The organism is Pseudonocardia phyllosphaerae (assembly GCF_046546475.1).
GTDB classification, from domain to species: domain Bacteria; phylum Actinomycetota; class Actinomycetes; order Mycobacteriales; family Pseudonocardiaceae; genus Pseudonocardia; species Pseudonocardia phyllosphaerae.
Genome location: NZ_JBKGXS010000001.1, coordinates 915,848 through 930,159 on the forward strand (window position 1 = coordinate 915,848; position 14,312 = coordinate 930,159).

Sequence of the window (14,312 nt, forward strand, 5' to 3'; positions counted from 1 at the left end):
CGGTGCGTGCACACGCAACCTCTGCGCCGAGCGTGATCATCGCGCTGTGAGCGGTCGGGCACGCTCGGTCGTCCGTGCGGGCACCGCTCGGCCCACCAAGGGTACCCTTCGGCCGTTCTGTGAGGCGCAGATGCCGACGGAGCGCGTCCGGTGTGGCGCAATTACTCCGTTCGGCCCTGTCACGGGCCGTGAATGCTGCCTCGATCGGGCTACCATCCCGGATCGCCCGGGACGGTGGCTCGTTGTGCGGGTGTCGGAGCCGAACGGGACGGGAGGCGGGCGTGGACGAGCTGGAGCCGCGCGCGGGTGAACGCGGTGGTGTGGCGCGGGGCGTGTTCGACGACCCCACGGCCGCCCCCACGCCCGGCGCCCGCGCCGCGCACTCCGACGTGCCGCTGCCGCCGTCGCCCGCCCTGGTCTGCGACGCCGAGGGCGTCGTCCGGCACACCAACGCCGCGCTGCGCCGCCTCGCCGGCTCCGCCGACCCGACCGGGATGCGGCTGCCGCAGCTGCTCGTCGGCCCGGACTCCGACGCCCGCCTGGTCCGCGCCGACCGCAGGCTCGCCCGGGTCAAGGTCGTGCGCTGGCCGCAGGGGGACAACACGGTCGTCCTGCTGACCGCGTTCCCGGATCCGACGCCGTCGCCGGTCGGGGAGGCGCCGACGCTGGACCTGGAGCGGGCCACCCGCTCGGGTACCTGGACCTTCGACCTGCAGGCCGGGACGCTGACCCGAAGCGAGGGGCTCGTCGAGCTCTACCGCGCGCTCGGCGTCCGCCCGGACGGCCCGGAGGGCCCGGTCGAGGGCGACCAGGTCGAGCGGGTCTGCCGGATGCTGCGCCGCGACTGCGAGCAGCGCGTCCCGGAGCAGTCCGGCGGCTCCGGGCCCGCCGCTGAGCCGGCCTCCGCCTCCGGGCCGCACGCGTCGGAGATCCGGCCCGACGGCGGCGCGGTGCTGTCCTGCCGCACCCGGGTCGACCGGACCCCGGGCGGTGCGCCGCTGCGGCTGATCGGGACCGTGCAGGACGTCACCGACCGCCGCCGCGCGGACTCGCGCGCCCAGCGCTCCGGGCAGCGCTTCGCCGACCTCGTCGCCACGATCACCACCGGCGTCGCGATGCTCGACGGCCGCGGCCGCATCGTCGACGCCAACCCGGCGCTGTGCACGCTGCTCGAGGCCGACCTGGAGACGCTGCGCGGCGTTCCGGCCCGCAGCCTGTCCGCGGACCCGCAGCACGTCCGCGCCGACGGGCTGCCCGAGTGGCTGCGCGACCCGTCCGATCCCGAGCCGACGTACCGGATCGAGAACCTGCCGCTGCTGCGCGCCGACGGCACCCGGGTCTGCTGCGAGGTCGTGGTCAACGCCGCTCCCTCCGACGACGGTCGCCCGTTCTGGCTGCTCGTGATCACCGACGTCGACGAGCGCCGCCGGGCCGCGGACCTGCTGCACGAGGCGGGCACCGTCGACCCGCTGACCCGGCTGCCCAACCGCACCGGGCTCCTGGAGATCACCGACCGGCTCCTCGACGAGGGCGATCCGGACCGGGTGGCCGTGGTCTGCGGTGACATCGACGACTTCGCCCGTGTCAACACCGGCCTCGGCCACGACGCCGGGGACGCGCTGATCGTCGAGCTGGCAGGGAAGCTGCAGCGCGAGCTGCCGGTCGGCTGCACCGCGGGCCGCCTGGCAGGCGACGAGTTCGCCGTCGTCTGCACCGACGTCACAGAGGCAGGCGGTGCCCGCGGTCTCGCCGGGCTGGTCGCGGAGCTCCTGCGCGGCACCGTCACCGTCGACGGGCGGCCGGTCACGCTCACCGCGTCGGTCGGCGTCGCGACCCGGACGGCGGTTCCGGAGGGCTGCCACGGGCACGTCACCGGTGCCGACGGGCTGCTGCGCTCGGCCGAGATCGCCGTCGGGCAGGCCAAGGAGCGGGGCCGCGGCGCCATCGCCGTCGCCGACCGCGACTCGATCGCCCCGGCCTGCCGGCAGCTGGAGCTGGAGGCCGAGCTGCGCGACGCGATCGCCAACGACGCGCTGCGCCTGGAGTACCAGCCGGTCGTCGGGCCGGACGGGTCGGTGCTGTCGGCCGAGGCGCTCCTGCGCTGGTCGCACCCGACGCGCGGCGAGATCTCCCCGGGGGAGTTCCTGCCGGTGGCGCTGCGCAGCGGGCTGCAGCGGGAGCTGGACCTCTGGGTGCTCCGCACCGCCGCCCACGAGGCCGCCACCTGGCCGCGGCACGGGCAGCGGGTCGCCGTCGCGGTGAACCTGGCCGGGCTGCTGCCCGCCGACCCCGGCTTCCTCGACGACGTCGCAGGCGCCATCGCCGGGTCCGGCCTGGACTGGGACCAGCTGGTGCTGGAGCTGGTCGAGACGAGCCTGGTCGCGCTGCCCCGCCCCGCGCTCGACGCGATGGGCGAGCTGGGCAGGCGCGGCGTCCGCTTCGCCGTCGACGACTTCGGCACCGGCTACTCCTCGCTGGCCAGGCTCAAGGAGCTGCCCGCGCAGATCGTGAAGGTCGACCGCGCCTTCGTCACCGGTGTCGGCACCGACCCGGCCGACTTCGCGCTCGCCCGTGCGGTCGTCGAGGTCGCCAGGGCGATGGGCCGCGCCACCGTGGCCGAGGGCGTCGAGACCGCCGAGCAGTTCCACGTGCTGCTCCAGCTCGGGGTGAACGCGTTCCAGGGCTGGCTGTTCGCCCGCTCGCTGCGGCCCGAGGACCTGCACCGGGTGCTGCGCGGCGGGGGCCTGCCCACCCCGGTCACGACGGCGACGCCGCCCGGTGGCACCCCCGGCGCCTACTGAGCGTCCCGGGCCCGGCGCCCGCGGTCACCACCGCGCCACCGACCTGTCCGGACACCCGCCCGTGACGGGTGGAGCGGTTCGCCCGCCGACAACGGTCGCGTTAGTGTGCTCCGACCACGCGGCCGATCCGGGCCGCGTGCCGAAGGCAGGGGGAGCCGGCGATGATCGAGTTCCGGGGCGTCACGAAACGCTTCCCGGACGGGACGGTTGCGGTCGACGACCTCGACCTCGTCGCCGACCAGGGCCGCATCACGGTCTTCGTGGGCCCGTCCGGCTGCGGCAAGACCACGTCCCTGCGGATGATCAACCGGATGGTCGAGCCGACCTCGGGCGAGCTGCTCGTGGACGGGCAGGACGTGCTCGCCGCGGACCCGGCCGACCTGCGCCGCGGCATCGGCTACGTCATCCAGCAGGCCGGGCTGTTCCCGCACCGCACCATCGTCGACAACATCGCGACGGTGCCGCTGCTGCTCGGGCGGGGCAAGAAGGCCGCCCGGGACCGGGCCATGGAGCTCATGGAGATCGTCGGCCTCGACACCTCGATGGCCAAGCGGTACCCGAGCCAGCTCTCCGGCGGCCAGCAGCAGCGCGTCGGCGTCGCCCGCGCGCTCGCCGCGGACCCGCCGGTGCTGCTGATGGACGAGCCGTTCTCCGCGGTCGACCCGGTGGTGCGCGAGAGCCTGCAGGACGAGCTGCTGCGGCTGCAGTCCGAGCTCGGCAAGACCATCGTGTTCGTCACCCACGACATCGACGAGGCGATCAAGCTCGGCGACAAGGTGGCGGTGTTCCGGGTCGGCGGCAAGCTGGCCCAGTACGACGAGCCGGGCGTGCTGCTCTCCCGCCCGGTCGACGACTTCGTCGACAACTTCGTCGGCCGCGACCGCGGCTACCGCGGCCTGGGCTTCCTCACCTCCGACACCATCCCGATCGGCTCGCTGCCGGTGATCTCGGTCGGCGACCCGCTGCCGCACGACGGGTGGGCACTCGTCGTCGACACCTCGGCGAAGCCGCTGGGCTGGGTCCGGGCCGGCGAGGGGCAGGTCACCGAGGACGCCCTGGTCCCCGGCGGGTCGCTCTACACCGTCGGCTCCGGCTCGCTGCGCGGCGCGCTCGACGCCGCGCTGTCCTCGCCGTCCGGGCAGGGCGTCGCCGTCGACGACAACGGCCGCGTCGCCGGCTCGGTCACCGCCGACGCCGTGCTGGCGGCGCTGCCCGCCGCCCGCGACGAGTCCGCCGCCTAGGCCGCGCGATGAACTGGGTCTTCCGCAACTCCGACCTCGTGCTGGACCTGGTCCGTGAGCACCTGGTGCTCTCGCTGCTGCCGGTGGTGATCGGGCTGGTGCTGGCCGTGCCGCTGGGCTGGATCGCCAACCGCCGTGGCTGGCTGCGCACTCTCACGCTCAACGCGGCCGGGTTCCTCTACACGCTGCCGTCGCTGGCGCTGTTCGTGTTCCTGCCGCTGATCCTCGGCACCCGGATCCTCGACGCGGTCAACGTGGTCATCGCGATGACCGTCTACGTGCTCGCGCTGCTGGTCCGCACCGTCGCCGACGGGCTGTCCGCGGTGCCACCCCGGATCATCGACTCGGCGACGGCGATGGGCTACCGCCCGGTGTGGCGGTTCCTGACCGTCGAGCTGCCGGTCGCGATCCCGGTCATCGTCGCCGGGCTGCGGGTCGCCGCGGTCAGCTCGATCAGCCTGGTCACGGTCGGCTCGGTGATCGGGTTCGGCGGGCTCGGCAAGCTGTTCACCGAGGGCTTCCAGCGGGAGATCCCGCAGGAGACGATCACCGGGATCGTGCTGGTGCTGCTCGTCGCGCTCGTCGTGGACGGGCTCCTGGTGCTGGGCGGCCGGCTGGCCACCCCCTGGGAGCGAGCGGGGGCGCACCGATGAGCTACCTCGGCTGGCTGTTCGACGCCGCGAACTGGTCGGGCCCGGAGGGCATCCTGGTCCGGCTCGCCGAGCACCTCGGCTACACCGCCCTGACGATGATCATCGCGATGGTGATCGCGCTGCCGCTCGGCGCGTGGATCGGGCACACCGGGCGCGGTGGCGTGCTCGTCGTCGGGTTCGCGAACGCGCTGCGCGCGCTGCCCACGCTCGGCCTGCTCGTCCTGCTGTTCCTGCTGGTCGGCCTGGGCCTGCTCGGCCCGCTCATCGCGCTGATCGTGATCGCGGTGCCGCCGCTGCTGGCCGGGGCCTACTCCGGCGTGCGCAACGTGGACCCGGCGATCGTCGACGCCGCCGAGGGCATGGGCATGCGCGGCACCGAGGTCCTGACCAAGGTGGAGCTGCCCAACGCGCTGCCGCTGATCCTCGGCGGGGTCCGCAGCGCCACCCTGCAGGTCATCTCGACGGCCACCGTCGCCGCCTACGTCGGCATCGGCGGGCTCGGCCGGTTCATCATCGACGGCCTGGGCCAGCGCGACTACGGCGCCATGATCGGCGGGTCGATCCTGGTGGCGCTGCTCGCCGTCGTGGCGGACCTGGTGCTGGGCGCGCTGCAGCGGCTGATCGTGTCGCCGGGGCTGCAGCAGAAGAAGGCGCCGTCCGGGAAGCCGCGGCTGCGGGTCATCCGCGGCGGCGCCGCCGACGACCGGGCGGAGGCCGCATGAGCGTCACCCGATCCGCGACGGCCCGGCTGGTGGCCGCGCTCGTCGTCGCCGCGTTCGTGCTGACCGGCTGCGGGGGCGACCCGCTGGCCGGGGGTGCCGACACCGACCCGGACGTCGTCTCGATCGGCTCCGGCAACTTCACCGAGTCCCAGCTGCTCGCCGAGGTCTACGCCCAGGCCCTGCGCGACGCCGGTGTCCAGGTCGAGAACCCGGTCGCGATCGGCTCCCGCGAGGCGTACTTCCCGGCGCTGCAGGACGGCTCGGTCGACCTCATCCCGGACTACACCGGCGCGCTGCTCACCTACCTCGACGAGAAGGCGACCGCGACCGAGCCCGGCCCGGTCTACGCCGCGCTGGGCAAGGCGCTGCCGCCCGGGCTGGTGCTCGGCAAGCAGTCCAGCGCCGAGGACAAGGACGCCGTCGTGGTCACCCGGGAGACCGCGGACCGGCTGAAGCTGCGCACCATCGCCGACCTCGCGCCGCACTGTTCGCAGATGGTCTTCGGCGGCGGCTCGGAGTTCCGCACCCGCTCCGACGGCATCCCGGGCCTGGCCAAGAACTACGCCTGCGCGTTCAAGGAGTTCCGCACCCTGGACTCCGGTGGGGTGCTGACCGTGGCCGCGCTCGCCGGGAACGACGTGCAGGCGGCGAACCTGTTCACCACCGACCCGGCGCTGCGGGAGAAGAACCTCGTGCCGCTGGCGGACCCGAAGGAGAACTTCGCCGCGCAGAACGTCGTGCCGGTGATGTCGCAGCGCAAGGCCTCCCCGAAGGTCCGCGAGGTGCTCGACCGGGTCTCCGCGGTGCTCACCACCGACGAGCTGCTCGCGATGAACGCCGAAGCCGCCGGGCCGGACAAGCCCGCGTTGCGTACCGTCGCCTCCGACTGGCTCGCTCGCAAGAACCTGGTGAACACCTCTCCATGAAGATCTCCTCGCTGTACCGCTACCCCGTGAAGTCGATGCTCGGCGAGACCCTCGGCGCGCTGGAGCTGGACGACCACGGGGTCGTCGGCGACCGGGCTCTGGCCCTGGTCGACGCCGAGGCGGGCCGGATCGCCTCGGCCAAGCAGCCCCGGCACTGGCGGGCGCTGCTGACCTGCCGCTCCCGGGTCGACGACGGCGCGGTCACGGTGACGCTGCCCGACGGGCGCACGCTGACCGCGGACTCCGGCAGCGAGGTCGAGCAGGCGCTGTCGGCGCTGCTCGGCCGGGCGGTGACGCTCAGCGCCCGCCGCAACGACGGCGCCGTCCTCGAGCGCCCCGAACCCGACGAGGTGCTGGCCGAGGGCCTGGACGCCGAGGTCGACGCCCCGTTGCTGGAGATGGCCGCGGGGGCGCCGGGCGGGCGGTTCGTCGACCACTCGCCGGTGCACCTGATCACCACCGCGACCCTCGACGCGCTCGGGGTGGACGCGCTGCGCTACCGGCCCAACGTCGTCGTCGAGACCCCGGAGGGCACGCCGCCGTTCGTGGAGAACGACTGGATGAGCCGCCCGCTGACCCTCGGCGCCGCCACGATCGTGCCGACCCTGCCGACGCCGCGCTGCGTCCTGCCGACCCTGGAGCAGGGCGACCTGCCGCGTGACCCGTCGGCGCTGCACGGCCCGGCGAGGCGCAACCGGGTCCCGGTCGAGGGCTTCGGGGACCTGCTGCCCTGCGCCGGGCTCTACGCCCGCGTCGAGACCCCGGGTGCGGTGCGGGTCGGCGACGTGGTCACCCTCGGCTGAGCAGGCGGCTCCGGCTCAGCCCGCGGCGACGGCGGGCGCGGCCGGGAACTCCGGCAGCGTCATGGCGACGGCCGCCTGCGCGACCGGATCCACGGCGCCCGCCCCGAACCGGGCGCGGGAGCCGATCCGCTCGAGCAGCGGACGCGCCCGCAGCAGGGCGTTGCGCCGCAGCAGCTCCCAGGTCGTCGACGGGTGCACCACCGACCGTCCGTTCCCGACGAGCGCCTGGTTGACCCGCACGAACTCGCGCATCCGCCGCTCGTAGGCGGGCAGTGCCGCCGCCGCGTCCGCGTCCGGGCGGGCGGCGACCTCGGCGGCCAGGACATAGGCCCCGACCACGGCCAGGCTGGTGCCCTGCCCGCTGAGGAACGACGGCGCGTACGCGGCGTCGCCGACGAGCCCGACGCGCCCGGAGGTCCACGACGGCATCCGGATCTGGCTGACCGTGTCGAAGTAGAAGTCGTCGGCGGCGCGCATCGCCTCCAGCGTCTCCGGCACCCGCCACGCCAGCCCGCCGAACGCGTCGGCCACCATCCGCCGCTGGGCTCCGGTGTCGCGGTGGCCGGTCCACGGAGCGGGCGCGCCGAACACGAGCACGGCCACGACGTCGTCGGCCGGGCCGCCCACGCCGTAGAGGGCGACGGTGCGGCCCGGCGTGTTCGCGAGCAGCGCCTCCCGGTCGAGGCCCGCGGCGTTCGGGGCGGAGAACCCGGCGTAGCAGAGCCCGAGGTCGTGGCGGAACCGCTCCTCCGGGCCGAACGCGAGCCGCCGGACACCGGAGTGGATGCCGTCGGCCCCGACGACCAGGTCGAACGTGCGCGACGCCCCGCTCGCGAACGTGACGCGCACGCCGCCGGGTCCGTCGTCGAGGGCGGTGAGGTGGTCGTCGAAGACGTACTCGACGTCGTCGCGGGTCGCCCCCCACAGCAGCCGGGCCAGCTCCCCGCGGGGGATCTCGACGGACCGGACCGGCGACTCGCCGGCGTCGCTGGTGGCGTCCTCGCCCGGGACCTCCGCGATCGGGTGCCCGTCGGCGGCGACGAAGGAGATGCGCCGGGTGCCGGTGCGGGCGGCCTCGACCGCGCCGAGCAGCCCCATCCGCTCGACGACGTCGACCGCGACGCCGCGCAGGTCGATCGGGTAACCGCCGCCGCGGACGCCGGGGGACCGCTCCACCACGGTCACCTCGGCGCCGGCCCGGCGCAGCCACCAGGCCAGCGCGGGGCCGGCCATGCTCGCTCCGGAGATCAGGATGTGGGTCATCGGACGCTCCTCACCGTTGCTGTCATCGCACCTACTTGCCGACCGGTAAGCTACTGACCGTGCGGCAGGTCGGCAAGGGTGGGATAGGGTTCACCGGTGCCCCGAGCCGACGTCGACACCCGAGCCGAGATCCGCGCGGCGGCCGTCGACCTGTTCGCCCGGCGCGGCTACGACGCGACGAGCCTGCGGGAGATCGCCGAGCGGATCGGCGTCACCAAGGCGGCGCTCTACTACCACTACCCGTCGAAGGACGCGCTGCTCGCCGACCTCGTCGACCCGATGCTCGACGGGCTCCGGGAGCTGGCCGCCGACCTGGCCGAGCACCCCGCCCGGGTTCGTGACCTGCTGGAACGCTACTGGGACTTCTGCCTGCAGCACCGCTACGTACTACGGGTCCTGGTGCACAACGCCTCGGTCGTGGGGCACACCGGCATCGCCGGCCGGATGATCCACTGGCGGGAGGGGATCGACGCCGCGCTCGCCGGGGGAGACGCGCCGGGGGACCGGGTGCGGGCCGTCGTCGCGCTCGGCGGGCTGCAGGACGCCGTCGTCCTCTTCGGCGACGACGAGCTGCCCGGCCTGCGGGAGGCCGCCGTCGACGCCGCCGAACGGGCGCTCGGCCCGCGCTGAGCCGGGTGGCTCAGGCCAGGCGCTGGTACACGTCGGTGACCAGCAGGACCAGGAACAGCGCCGACGAGATCCCCAGCACCGCGTTCGACAGCCACCCGTTGCGACCCTGCTTCGCGACCATGTTCGTGTTCAGCAGCAGGAGCAGCGTGATCGCCAGGAACGGCATGAACACCGAGCCGAGCACCCCGTAGACCAGGGTCAGCGCGAACGGCTTGTTGAACAGCAGCAGCACCATCGGCGGGATCGTCAGCCACACCAGGTACGCGCGGAACGGCAGCGACTTCTCCGCCTGCGCCGCCTCGTAGGCACCGGCCCGGCCGGTCCCCTCGCCCCGCTCGGCGGGCGGCTCCTCGCCGGGGACGACGGCGTTGACCTCGTTCGGCCCGATCCGCACCGCCTTGCCGTGCGGCAGCCGGATCGAGCGGACCCAGTCGGTGAACAGCAGCGAGACGCCGTTCCAGACGCCCAGCAGCGAGGTGAAGGTGACGGCGAGGAACCCGACCAGGAAGACCGTCCGGACGGCGCCGCCGTAGAGCTCGCCGAGCCGGTCGGCCAGCGTGAGCAGCCCGGAGTCGGACTCGGTGAGGTTCTGGCCCAGCAGGATCGTCGAGCCGACGACGAGCATGCAGATCACGAAGATGCCGGTCATGACGTAGCCGACGGCGTTGTCCAGGCGCATCATCGACAGCCACTTCGGGCCCTTCCAGCCCTTGGCGAACAGCCAGTAGCCGTACGCGGCCATGGTGATCGTGCCGCCGACGCCGCCGATCAGGCCGAGCACGTAGACCGTCGAGCCGGACGGGAGCCGGGGGATCAGGCCGTTCGCCAGCGCACCGAGGTCCGGCCCGACGAGGAACGCCACGAACACCACGCTGGCGAACTTCACCACGACCAGGACGGTCATGACCTTCTCGAACATGTGGTAGCGCTGCAGCCACACCAGCACCAGTCCGACGACGCCGGCGAGCATCGCCCAGTACTTCACCGACAGCCCGCCGAACAGCGCGTTGAGCGGCAGCCCGACCGCGGACATGGCGGTCGCGCCGTAGACGAAGCCCCAGACCACGATGTAGGCGCCGAAGAAGATCGTCGCCCACCTGCCGAGGCGGCGCCAGCCGTCGAGCATGGTGGCGCCCGAGGCCAGGTGCCAGCGTCCGACGGCCTCGCCGAGCGCGAGCTTCACCAGCGTGCCCGCGATCGCCGACCACAGCAGCACGGTGCCGAAGCTCGCCCCGGCCACCATCGTCGCGACGAGGTCCCCGGCGCCGACGCCGGTGGCCGCGGCGAGCAGCCCCGGCCCGATCGAGCGGAGCTTCGCCGAGCCCGTCGGCGGTTCGAGGAAGTCCGTCTGCTGCTCGGGACGGGCCATCGTCAGCCTCCGCATCACACCGCCGGACCCGGCCCGGTTTCACCCGGTTCGGGGGATCGGCGGAGATTGGACCACACATGCACGGGCCGGTCCCAGTGTCGATCAGTCCCGGTGTTGATCACCGCCGCCCTGCCCGCCCCGGGCGTAGTGATCACGTTCCGGCACCGTTGCGCGGTGTCCCGGGTGGTCGCACCATGGTGTCCGCGCATCGCCGGATAGGTTCCTGCGCGGCACCCGGGACCCCGGGGCCGTGGAGCATGCACGGAGGGCGGCAATGGCGAACATCGACGAGATCCGGGCCGGGATCGGACGCGCGAACCAGCAGGCCACGGAGAGCCTCGGCGCGCTGCGGCACGCCCGGCAGGCCATCGACGAGGCCGGGTCCGCCTTCGCACAGAACATCTACGGCACCGCCCAGAACGACGCCGACGACGCCCGCGCCCGGTTCGCCGCCGCCGCGGAGAAGATCGACGAGGTGGAGCAGGCGCTGCACGTCGCCATGCAGTCCGCCGACGACGTCGCCTCCCGGCTCTGAGCGCCGCGCCCGCCTGATGCCCCGCCGCCGCGACCGGATCCGTTCCGCGTTCGACCGCTTCCACCGGGCCGCGTCCGCCGCGCTCGGGGCCGCGGAGGTGCGCCGGGACCGGGCCGCGGCGGCGCACGCGGAGGCGATGGCGGAGCTGTGGCTGCGCGAGACCGGTGACGACGCGGCCCGCCGTGACCCCGGCCTGAGCCGGGTCCTGGCCAACCCGCGGCTGGCCGGCCCGGTCGGCCGGGTTGCCGAGGACCGCGCGCACGCCTTCGACGGCTGGCAGGACGTCTCGCCGCAGCTGCTGTCCGACATCGTCACCGCGGCCGCCCCGGGCGCGGCGGGCGACGACCCGGCGACCTGGGACGACGCCACCGGCGCCGCCGAGGCCGTGTCCGGGGCGCCGCAGATGTGGGCGCTGGGCAGCGGCAGCGTCGAGGGCGGGACCCCGTTCCGGGTCGGCGTCCCGCTGCTCGACGGCGCCCACCTGCAGATCGTGTCGACGCCGCGCTCGCGCGACCGCGCCGAGACGATGGTCGAGCAGCTCGTGCTGCGGGTGCTGCGGTACTACCGGCCGGGCGTGGTGAACGTGCACGTGTGGGACGTCGGCCAGCTCGCCGGTGCGCTGCCCGGTCTGTACCCGCTGACCCGTACCGGGCTGCTCACCGTGCACGACCCGACGCGGCTGGAGGCGCTGCTCACCCAGCTCGCCGACCGGATCCGCCGGGTGCAGACCCGGGCGCTGGCCGCCGGCTGCTCGTCGCTGGCCCAGCTGGCGGAGCGGACGGGGGAGCGGCCCGAGGCGTGGATGCTCGCGGTGCTCGTCGGCAACGGCCGGGAGCTGCCGGAGGAGGAGCTGCGTCAGCTGCAGCGGGTCGCCCGCGGCGGTATCGCGGCCGGGGTGGTGCTGGTGCTGCTGGACGTGCCGGTCGCGCTGCGCCGCCCGGTGGAGGCGGTGAGCTTCGGTGACCCGCCGGGCGTCGACCCCGACGACGTGCGCGCCGCGGTGCCGGTGCACACCTCGCTGACCGGGCCGCACGTGCTCGTCGAGCCCGAGACGCCGGTCCCGCCGGACGAGGTCACCCGGATCTGCGCGGCCATCGCCGACGCGCACGAGACCTGGCGCGGGCGGCTCGGCGCGTTCGCGGACCTGCTGCCGGAGAACCGGTGGTCGCAGAGCTCGGCCGACGGGCTGGTCACCGACGTGGGCTACGCCGACGGCGTCCCCACCGAGCTGCGCCTCGACGACCACTCGCCGCACGCGCTCGTCGGCGGGCCCAGCGGGTCGGGCAAGACGAACCTGCTGCTCGGCTGGATCTGCGGGCTCGCCGCCCGGTACGGCCCGGACGAGGTCGAGCTGTACCTGCTCGACTTCAAGGAGGGCGTCTCGTTCGCCCAGTTCGCCCCGGACCCCGACGGCTTCCGCGCCGACCGGCTCCCGCAGGCCAGCCTGATCGGTGTCAACATCAACACCGACCGGGAGTTCGGGCTCGCGCTGCTGCGCCACCTGGCCGAGGTCATGCGCACCCGCGCCGAGGCCGCGCGCCGGAACGGGGCGACGAAGCTGTCCGAGCTGCGCGCCGAGCTGGCCCACCGCGGCGTCGACGGGCCGGCCGCGCGGCTGCCGCGGATCGTCGCGGTGATCGACGAGTTCCAGTTCCTGTTCAGCGGCCGCGACGCCGTCAGCGCCGAGGCCACCCGGCTGCTCGAGGACGTCGCCCGGCGCGGCCGCTCGCAGGGCGTGCACCTGGTCCTGGCCAGCCAGGACGTCTCCGGGATCGACGCGCTGTGGGGCCGGTCGGCGATCTTCGACCAGTTCGTCCTGCGGATCGCGCTGCCCCGCGCACGGCGGATCCTCGCCCAGGACAACGAGGTCGCACTGGAGATCCCGCGCTGGCACGCGGTGATCAACCACGACTCCGGCGTCGAGTACGGCAACACGGTCGTCCGGGTGCCCGAGGCCGGTTCGCCGGTGGTGCGCGACGTCCAGACCAGCGCGTTCGAGCGTTTCCCCGACGCGCCCGAGCCGGTCGTGTTCGACGGCGCCCGCGCCCCCGCGCACGACGCGCTGGTCGCCCGGATGCCCGCCGGGGACGGCGTCCCGCGGGCGCTGGTCGGTCAGTTCGTCGACGTCCACGGCACGCCCGCCGCGGCGGAGCTGCCCGACGGGCCGGGCCGCAACCTCGGCGTCATCGGGCCGGAGGCGCGGGTGGCGGTGCCGCTGCTGTGCGCGGCGCTGGAGTCCTACCTGGACGGCCTTCCGGAGGTGCTCGAGCATGGTCCCGCCGCGCCCGGGGCTCCGGCCGAGGTCGTGCTCGCGCCGCTGAGCCCGGACTCGGTGACCGCCGCCGACGACCTGGCAGGCCGGCTGACCCGGCGCGTCGACAAGGTCCGCTCCGACGGGTTCGCCGAGCGCGTCCGCGAGCTGGCCGGGGTCGTCCGCACCCGGACCGGCACCGACGCGGAGTACCCGCCGGTGGTGCTGGTCGTGTTCGGCGCGGACGTCGCCGAGGCGATGCTGGACCGGTCGGGGATGGAGGACCTGCGCGCGGTGCTGCGGCACGGCCCGGGTGTCGGGGTGCACGTGTTCGGCTGGTGGCAGGGCGCGCAGCGGCTCAAGACGCTGCTGGCGCCACCCGGTGCCGCCGTCGAGGACCTGGGTGCCTGGGTGGCGACGGGCGTGCTGGGCGCGGACCTGGTGCCGTTGCTCGGCGGGCAGCCGCTGGAGTGGACGCCGGCGCCGGGGCGCGCGCTGTTCCTGGACCGGGCGCGCAGCTCGCGCCCGCAGCTGGTGATCCTGACCGATCGGAGCGACGACCGATGAGCACCGGCCGGCCGGACGCGGAGATGCCGGACGACGGGTCGCCGGGCGGGAGCCCGGCGGGCGCGGTGGAGCGCTACCGGGAGGTCGTCGCGCAGCTGGCCGGTGCCGTCGTCACCCTGCGGGAGCGCGACGCCGAACGCGCCGACGAGCTGCGCCGCACGCTGGGCCACACCGAGCACGAGCTGCGCAGGGCCGAGGAGACGCTGACGATCGCCCGCGGGATGCACGAGCTGCGCTGGGAGTCCGCGCTGCAGGTGCTGTGGTCTGCCGAGGAGCCGGGGCGTCCGAGACCCCGCCCGGACCACCGCGCCGACCCGGCCGCGCACGCCGACCTGGAGCGCGACGCCGACACCGCCCTGGAGGAGCTGCGCGCCTCCGGTGACCGCCGCCTGTTCCGCCGCCGCCGCTGAGCCCACCCGGCCGCCCGGCCGCCCGGCCGCTCGGCCGCTCGGTCGCTGCCGGCCACCGGCGACCGCCGCCGACCTTCCCGACGACGAGAACGCTCACCGGTCCCGGGACCGCGCACCCGATCAGGTGCGCGTCCGCGGAAC

The 14,312-nt window shown here is 74.7% G+C and carries 12 protein-coding genes; 10 read left to right on the top strand and 2 right to left on the bottom strand.

The features are described 5' to 3' along the window. The first annotated feature begins 281 nt into the window (after positions 1-281). The 6 genes from ACLE50_RS04385 (at position 282) to ACLE50_RS04410 (ending at position 7,146) form a co-directional block, all read left to right on the top strand. Positions 282-2,801, top strand: coding sequence for a putative bifunctional diguanylate cyclase/phosphodiesterase (locus tag ACLE50_RS04385; protein WP_410942027.1), 2,520 nt, complete (start codon positions 282-284; stop codon positions 2,799-2,801). A gap of 161 nt (positions 2,802-2,962) precedes the next feature. Further along, positions 2,963-4,042, top strand: coding sequence for an ABC transporter ATP-binding protein (locus ACLE50_RS04390; protein ID WP_410942028.1), 1,080 nt, complete (start codon positions 2,963-2,965; stop codon positions 4,040-4,042). Positions 4,043-4,050: 8 nt separating this feature from the next. Then, positions 4,051-4,695 (top strand): ABC transporter permease, encoded by a 645-nt coding sequence (locus ACLE50_RS04395; protein ID WP_410942029.1) that lies wholly within the window; start codon positions 4,051-4,053, stop codon positions 4,693-4,695. Further along, a complete protein-coding gene (locus ACLE50_RS04400; RefSeq protein WP_410942030.1) occupies positions 4,692-5,417 on the top strand; it encodes an ABC transporter permease in 726 nt (241 codons plus the stop codon). The genes ACLE50_RS04395 and ACLE50_RS04400 overlap by 4 nt, the downstream gene beginning before the upstream one ends. Further along, a complete protein-coding gene (locus ACLE50_RS04405; RefSeq protein ID WP_410942031.1) occupies positions 5,414-6,343 on the top strand; it encodes an ABC transporter substrate-binding protein in 930 nt (309 codons plus the stop codon). Before ACLE50_RS04400 ends, ACLE50_RS04405 begins: the two co-directional genes overlap by 4 nt. Beyond that, the gene (locus ACLE50_RS04410) at positions 6,340-7,146 is read left to right on the top strand and encodes an MOSC domain-containing protein (protein WP_410942032.1); all 807 of its coding nucleotides are present in this window, start codon (positions 6,340-6,342) and stop codon (positions 7,144-7,146) included. Before ACLE50_RS04405 ends, ACLE50_RS04410 begins: the two co-directional genes overlap by 4 nt. A gap of 15 nt (positions 7,147-7,161) precedes the next feature. Here ACLE50_RS04410 and ACLE50_RS04415 read toward each other — a convergent pair whose 3' ends face one another. Continuing rightward, on the bottom strand, positions 7,162-8,409 hold the full coding sequence (locus ACLE50_RS04415; protein ID WP_410942033.1) for an FAD-dependent monooxygenase: 1,248 nt from the start codon (positions 8,407-8,409) through the stop codon (positions 7,162-7,164). 96 nt (positions 8,410-8,505) lie between these two features. On the opposite strand from ACLE50_RS04415, the gene ACLE50_RS04420 reads away from it, so the two are divergent. Next, entirely contained in the window at positions 8,506-9,039 is a 534-nt protein-coding gene (locus ACLE50_RS04420; RefSeq protein ID WP_410942034.1) for a TetR/AcrR family transcriptional regulator, read from the top strand. 10 nt (positions 9,040-9,049) lie between these two features. Here ACLE50_RS04420 and ACLE50_RS04425 read toward each other — a convergent pair whose 3' ends face one another. Continuing rightward, entirely contained in the window at positions 9,050-10,408 is a 1,359-nt protein-coding gene (locus ACLE50_RS04425) for an Nramp family divalent metal transporter (protein WP_410942035.1), read from the bottom strand. A 274-nt stretch (positions 10,409-10,682) separates the two neighbouring features. On the opposite strand from ACLE50_RS04425, the gene ACLE50_RS04430 reads away from it, so the two are divergent. Genes ACLE50_RS04430 through ACLE50_RS04440 form a run of 3 tightly spaced genes read left to right on the top strand, consistent with a single transcriptional unit; the run spans position 10,683 to position 14,171 of the window. Continuing rightward, a complete protein-coding gene (locus ACLE50_RS04430; protein ID WP_410942036.1) occupies positions 10,683-10,943 on the top strand; it encodes a hypothetical protein in 261 nt (86 codons plus the stop codon). A gap of 16 nt (positions 10,944-10,959) precedes the next feature. Further along, positions 10,960-13,761 carry an FtsK/SpoIIIE domain-containing protein gene (locus ACLE50_RS04435; RefSeq protein ID WP_410942037.1) on the top strand — a complete coding sequence of 934 codons (2,802 nt, stop codon included), beginning with the start codon at positions 10,960-10,962 and terminating at the stop codon, positions 13,759-13,761. After that, entirely contained in the window at positions 13,758-14,171 is a 414-nt protein-coding gene (locus ACLE50_RS04440) for a hypothetical protein (protein ID WP_410942038.1), read from the top strand. Before ACLE50_RS04435 ends, ACLE50_RS04440 begins: the two co-directional genes overlap by 4 nt. Positions 14,172-14,312: the final 141 nt, after the last annotated feature.

Bases quoted from the DNA above. Each gene is read 5' to 3' on its own strand.
- ACLE50_RS04395 (WP_410942029.1), top strand. From the start codon at position 4,051: ATGAACTGGGTCTTCCGCAACTCCGACCTCGTGCTGGACCTGGTCCGT.
- ACLE50_RS04410 (WP_410942032.1), top strand. From the start codon at position 6,340: ATGAAGATCTCCTCGCTGTACCGCTACCCCGTGAAGTCGATGCTCGGC.
- ACLE50_RS04425 (WP_410942035.1), bottom strand. From the start codon at position 10,408: ATGGCCCGTCCCGAGCAGCAGACGGACTTCCTCGAACCGCCGACGGGC.
- ACLE50_RS04390 (WP_410942028.1), top strand. From the start codon at position 2,963: ATGATCGAGTTCCGGGGCGTCACGAAACGCTTCCCGGACGGGACGGTT.
- ACLE50_RS04405 (WP_410942031.1), top strand. From the start codon at position 5,414: ATGAGCGTCACCCGATCCGCGACGGCCCGGCTGGTGGCCGCGCTCGTC.
- ACLE50_RS04430 (WP_410942036.1), top strand. From the start codon at position 10,683: ATGGCGAACATCGACGAGATCCGGGCCGGGATCGGACGCGCGAACCAG.
- ACLE50_RS04400 (WP_410942030.1), top strand. From the start codon at position 4,692: ATGAGCTACCTCGGCTGGCTGTTCGACGCCGCGAACTGGTCGGGCCCG.
- ACLE50_RS04435 (WP_410942037.1), top strand. From the start codon at position 10,960: ATGCCCCGCCGCCGCGACCGGATCCGTTCCGCGTTCGACCGCTTCCAC.
- ACLE50_RS04415 (WP_410942033.1), bottom strand. From the start codon at position 8,409: ATGACCCACATCCTGATCTCCGGAGCGAGCATGGCCGGCCCCGCGCTG.
- ACLE50_RS04440 (WP_410942038.1), top strand. From the start codon at position 13,758: ATGAGCACCGGCCGGCCGGACGCGGAGATGCCGGACGACGGGTCGCCG.